Source organism: Shimazuella alba (assembly GCF_009831235.1).
Lineage (GTDB): Bacteria > Bacillota > Bacilli > Thermoactinomycetales > Thermoactinomycetaceae > Shimazuella > Shimazuella alba.
Genome location: NZ_WUUL01000026.1, coordinates 1 through 11,895, shown reverse-complemented (window position 1 = coordinate 11,895; position 11,895 = coordinate 1). Strand labels below are relative to the sequence as shown.

Genomic DNA, 11,895 nt, shown 5'->3' with positions numbered 1-11,895 from the left:
CAAGCACGACTTCGCATCTCTGATAGCTTAGCGTGACTAGTACTGTAAGTGCAAGCAACACCATCATTTTCTATCCGATTTTGAGAGTGCGATACACTTCTCAACTGAATACGTCTGGTGATCATAGCAGAGGGGTTCCACTCGTTCCCATCCCGAACACGACCGTTAAGCCCTCTCACGCTGATGGTACTTGGACCGCAGGGTCCTGGGAGAGTAAGTAGTCGCCAGGCAAGTACAGAAAGCCTACCTTTTGGTAGGTTTTTTTGTTGTTATTTGCTTTATATAGATAAGATAACAGGTCATATGCATTGAGCTAAGAAAAACGAATGAAGAATATAATGATGTGGTGAAAATGAGTCTAATGTCTTTAAAAATAGGCATAACAGGTAATCTTTGTGTATGCTTGTCAGTTTTGGACGACCCAAATCGAAATTGACTCACCAATATAGAATTAGAAGATGTAACTCCACTGGAGGTCGAGATGACTGTGCAGAACACAAGCCTTGCCGTCTCGCGTTGGAAATCGAAAAGACTGCTGCCGGAATCATGCTGAGCGAATTCAACTCATTTTTATATTTAGCAATTTAACAACCTGCTAAAGAGCTCTAAGTCAAATTTGGCTCACGTCATCTGGAAGTAAATTTATTTATAGATGTTTTGTTAGGCTATTTCATATATAATGATTCATATTCGCTGGTGATGGGAGAGTCATGGAGCTCTACGAAGTCCAACAAGACGACAATGGGTACAACCTTCTTCTCTTTACAGAAGACAAGGAATATTACTTTACCTTGTCGTTCGAGTGGAGGGGTATCCTGATGCCAGACGGTCGTTCCTTCGACTGGTCAGGCGAGCATTTGCCAGATGAGCGATGGAGGTCTTCACTGGAGCCATTCTTTCTTGGGAAGGAAAGGAGCTGGCTAGGGGAAATCTTGTGGTTTTCTTCCATAAGGTAAGCCTCAAGGTGATCCTTCAAGTCCGAGGAGGAAAGTTGCACGATAAGGATACCTCTTACACCACTGGCTCTCTGCGGAGGATTCTTCGTCTTCCGTAATGAGTGTGCCCTCATCTTATTGAGGGCACGGAGTCAAATAATTGTATTTCATTATAGATGTGATTTCTCATTTTTAGGAAGTTATTAGAAAATAATAAACATTTTTATCTATCGTGTTCTTTGGCTAATCCCGCTATACAAAGAATTTAAAATTAAATCATTGCCAGAGGTTTTATAATATATGAAAAGGTTAGTTACCCTCTTCTTAGAATCAAAACGACGACTTAGATCCTTTAGTGGAGCATTCAAGTCGTTTTTTCGTGTAAGAGTCGAGGTCTTTTGGATAATTTAGGCTGACTAATGGAGTAATGAAAAACTTTTTTCGACAAATAATATAGGTATCTAACAAGGTAAATGAGGATTGAATGATGAAGGTAATTGGGATAATTTTTGTCATTTTTTTATTATCTGCGCTAACTATCTTATTAATGGATCTTCGTTTAGGTTTTAATTTTACAGAAGCATGGCACCATCTTTTAAATCCTTTCTGGGTTATGAGCAGTGCAGAGTATGTGATGTTAGGTGGGCTTTTATTAATAGTTATTGTTCAGCAAGTCACTTATCGAAAAAAATCAATGAAAAATAATGGTACTACTTAGCATTTGATCTTTTCTTTATATAGTTTCTAATGAAGGATATTACCAGCATAAGAAAAGGAATAATGATAAAAAAAGGTATATGGACAAATTTAATTGAGGCATCGAATCCCTCTTCCAAATGTTCCGAGAAACTAGAGGCTATTGTCATTGATGTAAAAATGAGTATGATGCCAACAGGTAAAATAATTTGTTGATGATTTTTTAGCTTAAATAAGTCTACGATTCCGATCACAGCACTATACAAAAAGATAGCTGCTTTGAAAAAAACCGTTAATAATAATGTCAATACTACTATAGCATCCAGTCTTTCTATAAAATCAAATAAGCTTACCTTGCCTATGGTTGCTAATGTAGGAAAGGTTGATCTTTCCATTACGTCCAATCCAAGAACGGTCATATTTAAAAATGCTGTCCAACTTAAAATTAGACCACTACAGATCAAGGCAGATAGCCAAGTTTTTTTAACGAGTTTAGTTTTATTCAAGTACGGCATTAGCATCATAAAGGCAAACATTTCACCAAAAGGAAATGTGGTGATGGTGGGGAAAGCTGTTGTAATAATAGGTCCCCAACCATGTTCGAGAGGTGGTCGTATCTGTTGAAAAGTAATGTCTCCAGATACAAGGACAAAAAAATTCCCTATTATCCCAAGTAATATCAACACAAATAGAAATATTTCTGCTGTTCTTCCCAGAACCTCTATGCCTTGATATAGTACATAACAAATAACAAGTACAAATGAAGTATGGATTACTAATAACGGAGTTTCAGTCAATGTCGATGAGGATAGTAGATCTCCAAAGTCTCGCACATTTCTCGCAGCAATATATAAAAAAGATATACAATATAAAAAACCAAATATCCACCCAATATATTTTCCGAATATTTCTCCAATATAAGATGTCAGTGGAAGATCGGGATATTTTCGATAGACAGGATAATAAATAAAGAATAAGATTATTCCTCCAGACATGCCCAAAAGAATGGATAGCCAATCGTCTTTGCCAGCCGTGACCCCATAACTTACGATCAGTGCAGTACCTAAATCAAAAATAAACATTAAAGCAAATAATTGTATAGCACTTATTTTGGCTTTTTCCATACATGAATAACTCCATTCTTTGTGCACGAGAATCAGATTTTATTTTATCGATACGATTTTGTTATCATACCTGTTCGACGAATGATTGCTTGTACGTTGACATGAATTTCAGTCTTTGGAAAAATGTCATTTTCCCATGCAGTTTCTATTTTTTTCCATAATTTTTTGTCTGTTGTATTGATTTTTTCACCAAAACGGAAGAGATCGCTTTTCTCCTTTTGCGCTGTTTTAATAGCTTGCAATAATTCTATTTTGATTTCCTCTTCTAATTTTTCATCTAGTTGATCGAGGTTTATTGATTTTCCAAGATCTAGGGAGCAATTATTCTCTAAGATTTCCCCTTCTGCATGAACAGTGAGATAAATAACGGGTTTATTATTTTTTATTTTTACATCAGTAGTTGTTTTAGAACGATTTACATTAGCGGCAATGGCATCTTTTTTCATACCACAATCAAGGTTTATCACGGTACTTTTCATTTCATCCATAACCCATGTCACACCGCGTGCTGTGTTTAAATCTAACCACTTTTTTAATTTCCTATCTTTAAAAATAGCTGTTCCTTTCAATTGAATGATAGTATTTGGGGATATTTTTTCTACATTTTTTATAGAATTCCCCGCCTTTAAATCTCCCTTCATTTGAATACCAGAAATGGGAAAACTACCTTCTTTTAATCCTTTGATAACTTCATCAACACGAGTGGCTTTATATGCTCCCCAATATCTTTCAGAAGTCCTCAATGCTTCCACTATTTTGGCGGAAGGAATGGCTTCTAAGGTTGTCGTGACTTCTAAAATATCTTTAGCTGAATGAGGTCCTTTTGAAATTAAGATTGGAAAGAGAACTCGAAATTGTGAATCGCGTTCAATGACATCAAATATATCTGCAATTCCTTCTTTCGCCAAATCTTCACCTATTACCATAACTTGTAGATGAGGAAAAAGAAGCTCTCCGGGTGCCTTGTTGGATATCTTTCGCAATGTTTCTGATATGGTACTGCCCGTTTCGGTAAAGTTAGTCACACGAGAGGCTTGCATTTTCCCCCCTTGGGAATCACCAGCGACTTGAGGAGGATTGGCAATTTGAACAGTGATTCGAAATCTATTTTTCGTGTTATCGTTGCCTTTATCAATAGCCATTCCTGCTACAATACATAATTTCTGTAATTCATTGCTGTCCCAACATCCAGATATTAAAAAAATGAATAAACAAAGGAAGAGAAGTATGATTTGTTTATTTTTCATAGGAATCCTTCTTTGAATCTTGATTTTTCATATTATCGTTTTCTGGTGAAGAAGTTTGACTATCCTCAATCCTTTTGGTTTTTAACTGATTGATTAGTCGAGGGCGTTCAGACAGAAACGGTAAGGGCAAACGTAAAATAGAATCTTTTTGATCAGCTAAAATAAAAGGTGAAAAGGGAGCTAAGTAAGGAATGCCAAATGACCGTATGCTACATGTGTGTGCCACTAATATAATTAATCCTAATCCAATCCCATACAATCCCAATAAACTAGATAAAATCATCATGCAAAATCGAAGTAATCGTACAGCATCAGTCATTGCATAATGAGGAATAGTGAAACTAGCAATAGCTGTTGCAGCTACAACAATGACCATCGCACTGGAGACAATCCCAGCTGAAACGGCTGCTTCTCCTAATACAAGCGCTCCTACAATGGAAACTGCCTGTCCAACTGGACGAGGCATACGAATTCCAGCTTCCCGCAACACCTCAAATGTAAATTCCATCAATAGAGCCTCTATAACAATCGGGAAGGGAACACTCTGACGCTGAGAAGCCAAATTAATTAAAAAAGGTGTAGGAATTAACTCAGGATGAAAAGAAAGAAATGCAATGAATAGCGATGGACCGAGAAGTGTGATTAAAAAAGAGAAAATTCTTAGTAATCGAAGAAAACTAGACATGGACCATCGCAAATAGTAGTCCTCCGCAGTTTGAAAAAATTGATTCCATGTCGCAGGTAAAATCAGAGGGGTTGGTGTTTCATTCACAAAAATTACAACTCTACCTTCTAATAGATTGCCTGCCACCACATCAGGCCGTTCTGTGGTAAAAATAGTTGGCCAAGGAGTCCAGATATTATCAGAAATCCATTCTTCGATAGTATTAGATCCTTGGACTTCATCTACTTTTATTTTACTGAGCCTTTCTTTGACTTCTGTAAGAAGTTTATCATTAACAATTCCTTTCATATACATGATGCCTACACCTGTTTGTGTAATTTTCCCTAGTTCCATTGTTTCTAACCAAAGATTAGGACTCTTAATACGTCGACGAATCATGGCTGTGTTGCTTATGAGTGATTCTGTAAAGCTATCTTTAGGACCACGGACAGAAGACTCTGTTGTAGGTTCTGAAATAGCTCTGAGGTCTCCACCTTGTGCAGCGCAAGCAAATCCATGATTCCATCCATCTACTAAGACAATGGTTTCTCCTGATAATAGAGAAAGGAATAACTTATTCCAGTCTGGAACATCTCTTACATTCGTTATCGATAAAATGTGTTCTTTGATGTAGGTTGTCAATTGACTTGGTGAAAAAGGATCATCGTTCTCAGACAAATTCACATCCTTCATCAGTCTTTCTATAATAAAGGTTCCTAGTATTTCCTTATCGGTTAATCCATTTATATAAATAGAAGCAACTTTATGGGAGAAGGGCTTTCCCATTCTAAAACTACGAATTATCAAATCTCCACTGTTACCAAATGAATCCTTAATCTGTTCTATATTTTCATCTAAGGATGAGTGTATTCCCTTGTTATTTGACATGATTTCTGTTTCTTCCACATGCTGAACAGTCTTATATGGCCTTCTGGACTTTTTAACTAAGCGATCCCATGCACTGTTCATTTATTCTTAGCCCTCCGATTAACATTTCAACAAGTGGAAAATTTGAGTTTCTATATCTCTTATAATTTCTCCAATCATTTATCTTTTAATCCGTATACGAAGAAAAAATCATCTGGTTTTTACAATGATTTTCATGTTAATTATCATCTTTTACAGTAATAAAAAATGGGGATATTTGTTTCGTGTGGTACATGAGTTATTTTCTTGTTATGATAGAAAAATGACTGTTGGAGCATTGTCATAGTTTTATGTGCTTTTTTTCGTTAAGATGGAATGGAAATACTTTTTCTAAAGAGTTCTACATACATAAATTTAATTTGGTTAATAGAATGAGGAAGGGACTAATGCAATGGATAAAGTGTTGATTTATTTTCCCTTTGCACTTGCTAAAAAAGCAGACAGTGGATCAAAGGTCCGCCCGCTCAAAATGATAGAAGCATTTGAGATGTGGGGGAGAAAAGAAGGATTAGAAGTAGTCGTAGTATCTGGGGAGTCAAAAGAAAGAAAATCGAAATGGGATGAGTTAATGCGTCAAAAAGCATTGACGAATGTTCGATTTTGTTATGTAGAAAACCAAACCATTCCTATCTGGTTAACAGACAAAAATCATATTCCCAGTAAGCCTTTTATTGATAAACAAGTATTCGAATATCTAAAAAAACACCAAATACCAATGGGGATTTTTTATCGCGATGTATATTGGAAGTTTGATGAGCTTTATCCATTAAAGGGTCTGAAAAAAACTGCGATGCAGTGGCTATACAGAAGAGAAGAAAAATTTTACGAGAAATATGCAGATGCTATCTTTTTACCTAGCTTAGAAATGGGTAAGTATGTAGATATTAATCGTACAAAAGTAGCTCTTCCTCCAGGTGGGAAAGAAGTTGTATTCCAAAAAGCAAATCGGGAAGACACTGAAGTACGTGCCATCTATGTTGGCGCAGTGCAGCATGCAGACAACGGTTTGCCGTTAATGCTCGACACATTGGAACGTGTAAAAGGAGAAGGACTTCCTTTATCTTTAACCGTGGTCTGTCGAGAAGCAGAATATCAGGGGTTAGCCCAAACGCAAAAAGCAAAGATGGATGAACTGCAAGTGGTTATCAAGCATTTATCTGGAGCAGAACTAGATAAACTATATGAAGAATACGATTTTGCTTATCTGCCTCGAACAAAAAGTACGTATAATGATTTTTCTGTACCAGTGAAATTAGTCGAATACTTATCTAATTACTTACCTGTACTTGCCAGTAACTGCACCGCTCAACAAAGATTTGTCGAGAGTGGCCCGTATGGTGTAGTGGCAGAAGCTACTGTAGAAGCGATGGTAGAAGCAACAAAAGCAATGATTAACCAACATAATACTTACTTGCAAACGATTCAAGATCGATTTTTAACTGATAACTCTTGGATTGCAAGGGTAAAGACAGTAAGTAATACTTTAACAAAAAGAAAAACGGAGTCGTCGTAGATATGAAGATAGCTTTATTTGCACCTAGTACATCTACACACACCCAAAAATGGGCGCTTGGATTAAAACGAACTGGATTAGATGTTTGTGTCATTACATTTGCCAACCATTATTCCAAGGAACATGCTGAACGAGTTGAAACGTACGCACTGCCACAGTATCTACCTGGTAAACTTTCTTATCTGACAACAGTTTTTGCATTACGTAGTTTATTAACGCAAATAAAGCCAGATATTGTGCATGCTCACTATGCTTCTAGTTATGGTTTCGTAGCTAGCCTAGCTCGGATCAATCCATTATATCTTTCTGTTTGGGGAAGCGATGTATATCAATTTCCTAAAAAACCATTGAACAAACGTATCCTATCATTTTCGCTTTCTTCCGCTACTTATATATGCTCTACTAGTCGCGCAATGCTAGAGGAAACAAAAAAGTACACGGATAAGAAAATAGAGCTAATTCCTTTTGGTGTGGATACCAATCACTTTGTACCAAATCCATCGCAGAAGTCTAGTGGGGAATTTCATATTGGAATTGCAAAAAGTCTAAAAGATATATATGGATTCCCCAAACTGATCGAAGCTTTTGCAAAGCTGGTAAAAGAAGAAGATTGTGTGCATCTGGTTATTATTGGGGATGGCCCCGAGAAGGAACGTTATCAGCAAATGGTGGAGAAACATGAGATGTCACAGCAAGTGACTTTTGTTGGTTTTGTACCGCAGGAAGACCTGCCACAATTGCTTACTGAATTGGATCTCTTTGTTCTCCCTTCAGAAAGTGAAAGTTTTGGTGTCTCTGCATTAGAAGCACAAGCTTGTGGGGTTCCCGTGATTGTTAATAATGTTGGTGGTTTACCAGAGGTCGTAAAGCATGGTGCAACAGGTATGATTATGCCTAATAATGAACCTGAGGAAATATACAATGCGATGAAAACTCTGTTAAACGACGATCATAACAGACATCAAATGGAAGTCAATGCAGTTCAATTTGTTAGAGATAACTATCAGTGGGATGATTGTGTCCAACAAATGGTTGACTTATATAAAAAAAGTAGAGTTGAAATAACAACATAAAGGATGAATGGATGATGAAGGAAGAAGCGAAAAAATCGTATGCGTTTTACGATTATCTTGCTTTTATGTGGCAAAAAAAGCTTTGGTTAATAGCAATTCCATTGATAGCAGTTGTTCTGGCTATTATTGTTAGTTCTTTTACAAGACCAACCTATCAAGGATCTGTTTTGTTTAATGTAGCAGATGCTACCGACGACAAGGTTACAGTTCCAGATATTATTTTGTCTAGTTATCAAAAATTATTGCCCAAAGATTTGCAACCTTCCCTGCAAGCAATTGTACCGAAATATAAACAGGTGCAAATACAAATCAGTGGAAAAGACAAGGAGCAAGTTACAAAAGGATTTCAAACAGTAGTGAAAGCGTATTATACAGATTTACAAAAAGTGTACCAACAAAAAGTAAATCTATCAAAGCAATATATGGCTACACTTCAACAGCGTGTTGCTACATTGGAGCAAGCGTCTAAATCGATTAAACCATCATCGGTAAATGCGCAGTCACTAGAAGCGTTTACTGATTTACAGAAAGAACTTGCAACAAGACAAGAGCAGTTACAATCAAGTAAGTTAGACTTAGCAAGTGTACAGGCTCCTGTAATCGTACCACCTGGTTCTTTGGAGGATCTTACTATTTCTGAAAAAGCCTCTCCTTGGAAAGCAAATATATTGATCGCCTTGCTATCAGGGATTATATTAGCAGTTGTTGTAGTTACTCTATGGAAATATATTTTGGATGCAAGATCATCTCGAAATTAATTATTGTAGGAGATGTTTCCTTTGTTAGCCCAACTAAAAAGATTAGCGGGAGATTCGTTTTTATATGCATTGATGAGTGTTAGTACCAAGTTAATTGCATTTATCATGTTTCCGATTTACACGCATTATATACATCCTGCTGAGTATGGAGTATTGGGGATTATTGATGGAACGATTGCTATACTCGGCTACTTTGTTATCTTTGGTACGGATACAGCGTTAGCTTTTTATTACTTCGAAGAGAAAGATGAAAATAAGAAGTTACAGTATGTCCAGAATGTCATGGCGTTTCGGCTGCTTGTAGCTGTTTCTCTTACCGTTTTTGCACTTCTGGCAGGTAATAATTTGATCCCTTGGTTGAATATTAGTAGTGAACTGATGCCTTTTTTCTATCTATCGCTTCTTACACTAGTGCTAGATTCTATTAATATATTGGCGCTTACTGTTTACCGTTACGAGATGCGAACATTGCGTGTTGTCCTTCTCACGGTTGCTAAGATGCTGTTTATTGCGATTTTATCTTATTTTCTCCTCATATACTGGTCAGAATCTATCGGAAGTATCGTATGGGGGAGAATCATCAGTATTGGCATTGTTATCTTGTTATCTGGCAGACAAATGATCAAGTACTTAAAACTACGCTTTGATAAAGAAATTTGGGTAAAAGTATTAAAGTATGGGGCGCCCTTGGTACCAGCTTCGCTCTCCTTTTGGGTGATGGGGTCATCGAACCGGTATATCATTGCTGCTATGGACAATACTGCTTCTGTTGGTATTTATGTTGCAGCATTCCAATTTGCAACGATGATCAGTTTACTGACATATGGTATTCAGATGGCATGGCGACCTTATTCTATGCAGATGAAAGATCACCCAGATGGAAAAATATTTTTTTCTAAGGCGTATACCATTATTTTTACAGTAGGTATGATTGGAATTGTGTTCGTAACAAGTGTCATGCCATTGGTGATACTCATGTTAGATCCCAAATACCAAGCGTCTTACCAGTATGTTGGTTTCTTATCATTAGCATCCTTTCTTAACTTTTTCTATATCATTGTTTCTTCAGGGCTACTGTTCGCCAAAAAAACAAAATCTATATCAGGAATACTTGTCTTGGCAGCTGTGCTCAATATCATTCTCAATATTGTGATGTATATCCCATTTGGACTTTGGGGAATTGTCATTTCTAATGTAATAGCTTATTTACTGACATGTATATTAGTCTTTATCCAAAGTCAAAAATATTATCATGTGCCTATACAGATTGGAAAAATGTCTTTCTTGTTTATACAAAGTGTGATTACGATTGCCGCAATGGTTTATCTTCAAGTAAATGATTTTGCATGGGGTTATCAGATTATTCCTTGGTTATATTTCATCGCTTCACTAGCAATTTGTCGTATTGATCGTGAATTTAAAGGGTTGAAAACCAAGTAGTCATCAGGGGGAAGTTCAAGTGATTTGGATGTTGGTATGGATTCTTACTCTTGTCATCGGTGTTTTATTGCTCCATAAAAGTTCAGGTGGGTTATCTCTCAATAAACCAAATCTACACTTGGTGATCTTTGGGTATGTCTTTTTACTCTCCAGTTTAATTGGATCCTTACTAATTGTACTGAACATAGATAACTCCTATATCATAAATAAACTTCTCTTCCCTGAATCAAGAAAGCTAGGATTTATTTTAGTTTGTAGTTCATTTCTGTTATTTTCATTTAGTACTTGGGTTGTCTCTAGAATTGTTGGATTTAATCCTAAAGTAGAATTTGCTCAATACTGGAAATCGCCAGTGAACGAAGTTTTTGATTCCAAACAACATAAAAAATTGTTTTTTACCCTTTTTACGGTGCTGAGTACAATAAGTATTTTATCTGTTATTTATACCTTGATGCATACAAGTACAATCCCTTTGTTTTCAGCTATTTTAGGAAATACTGCTGATTTGGCAAAAGGACGGATTGATGCAAAAGAAGGGTACACAGGAATCGTCTATGTGAAAAATATTTTAGCGATAGGACTCACCCCTTTGTTATCTATTGTTGCTTTTGCATACTCTTTAAAAACACGCTTATGGTCATGGCGAGTACTATTTGGTTTGTTATTTGTTGCAGCAGTTATCATACAAATGTATAACTTTGAGAAGGCACCTACGCTTTTTTATATGATCATGCTTATATTAACAAGTATTTATGTTGGAAAATTGCGGTTGAACTTACGCTTGATTTTACTATTTGGTGCAGTCGCTGTTGCCTATATTGTGGTGATGTATACTTTACTTGGGGCAACAGGTAGTTCTACCTTTCTCAATTATTCACAAGGTCCAATTGGGCGGATTATTTTAACGCAAATAGCACCAATGTATATATTTGTTGATCGATTTGGGGAAGTATATCCTTATCTCCATCTTTATGGTCTTCCTGATTCTATTCTACAATTGTATGATGTGGATCAAATGAGAAGCGCTAGAGTGATTATGATGGACTTATTTCCTGAAAAAGTGCAGGAAGGTACTGCTGGTGTATTAAATACCCTATATGTGGGAGAAGCATTTGCGACATATGGTGCTTGGGGAGTAATGTTAGCATCTGTTTATTTGGGAGTATTTGTTCAATTGCTCTATATTCTATTTGTACGACTTCCAAAACATCCTGTCTTCATCAGTTTGTTTATCTTTTTTATCATCAATATTCCCCGGGCAATGGTTGGTGGATTTTCTGATTTAGTAATAAATCCTGTTTGGATTGTATTGTTTGTGCTTGTAATCATCCCATATGCTGTAGTAAGGCTAAAAGAAACATGGCCAAGCTCAATAAAAAAAATGAATAAAAGTAGTTGACTTTGTTTTTTATCCATGCTATATTATTACTTGTCGCCGCGACAGTAGCGGAAGACACAACAAAAAAGAAGCCTTTACAAGATAAGAGATTTCTACCCCTCTTTGAGGCTAAGAAACTC

Annotated in this window: 9 protein-coding genes and 1 rRNA gene; 7 read left to right on the top strand and 3 right to left on the bottom strand. The window is 36.4% G+C overall.

What is annotated here, in order from left to right; all coding sequences use genetic code 11:
- Positions 1-113: 113 nt before the first annotated feature.
- Both rrf and GSM42_RS20095 read left to right on the top strand, forming a co-directional pair.
- A 5S ribosomal RNA gene (gene rrf, locus GSM42_RS20100) occupies positions 114-230 on the top strand.
- A gap of 1,189 nt (positions 231-1,419) precedes the next feature.
- Positions 1,420-1,653 carry a YczF family membrane protein gene (locus GSM42_RS20095; protein WP_160803349.1) on the top strand — a complete coding sequence of 78 codons (234 nt, stop codon included), beginning with the start codon at positions 1,420-1,422 and terminating at the stop codon, positions 1,651-1,653.
- On the opposite strand, the gene GSM42_RS20090 is transcribed toward GSM42_RS20095, so the two are convergent.
- The 3 genes from GSM42_RS20090 to GSM42_RS20080 are packed head-to-tail and all read right to left on the bottom strand — an operon-like array spanning position 1,646 to position 5,635.
- Entirely contained in the window at positions 1,646-2,755 is a 1,110-nt protein-coding gene (locus tag GSM42_RS20090) for a GerAB/ArcD/ProY family transporter (RefSeq protein WP_160803348.1), read from the bottom strand. The genes GSM42_RS20095 and GSM42_RS20090 overlap by 8 nt on opposite strands.
- A 44-nt stretch (positions 2,756-2,799) precedes the next feature.
- A complete protein-coding gene (locus GSM42_RS20085; protein ID WP_160803347.1) occupies positions 2,800-4,002 on the bottom strand; it encodes a Ger(x)C family spore germination protein in 1,203 nt (400 codons plus the stop codon).
- On the bottom strand, positions 3,992-5,635 hold the full coding sequence (locus tag GSM42_RS20080) for a spore germination protein (RefSeq protein WP_160803346.1): 1,644 nt from the start codon (positions 5,633-5,635) through the stop codon (positions 3,992-3,994). Before GSM42_RS20080 ends, GSM42_RS20085 begins: the two co-directional genes overlap by 11 nt.
- Before the next feature lie 349 nt (positions 5,636-5,984).
- On the opposite strand from GSM42_RS20080, the gene GSM42_RS20075 reads away from it, so the two are divergent.
- The 5 genes from GSM42_RS20075 to GSM42_RS20055 are packed head-to-tail and all read left to right on the top strand — an operon-like array spanning position 5,985 to position 11,776.
- Positions 5,985-7,106, top strand: a complete 1,122-nt coding sequence (locus tag GSM42_RS20075; RefSeq protein WP_160803345.1) for a glycosyltransferase — start codon at positions 5,985-5,987, stop codon at positions 7,104-7,106.
- 2 nt (positions 7,107-7,108) lie between these two features.
- Entirely contained in the window at positions 7,109-8,179 is a 1,071-nt protein-coding gene (locus tag GSM42_RS20070) for a glycosyltransferase (protein WP_160803344.1), read from the top strand.
- An 11-nt stretch (positions 8,180-8,190) separates the two neighbouring features.
- Positions 8,191-8,937 carry a YveK family protein gene (locus tag GSM42_RS20065; RefSeq protein ID WP_160803343.1) on the top strand — a complete coding sequence of 249 codons (747 nt, stop codon included), beginning with the start codon at positions 8,191-8,193 and terminating at the stop codon, positions 8,935-8,937.
- Between the two features lie 21 nt (positions 8,938-8,958).
- Positions 8,959-10,377 (top strand): lipopolysaccharide biosynthesis protein, encoded by a 1,419-nt coding sequence (locus GSM42_RS20060; RefSeq protein ID WP_160803342.1) that lies wholly within the window; start codon positions 8,959-8,961, stop codon positions 10,375-10,377.
- 28 nt (positions 10,378-10,405) lie between these two features.
- A complete protein-coding gene (locus tag GSM42_RS20055; protein WP_237446728.1) occupies positions 10,406-11,776 on the top strand; it encodes an oligosaccharide repeat unit polymerase in 1,371 nt (456 codons plus the stop codon).
- Positions 11,777-11,895: the final 119 nt, after the last annotated feature.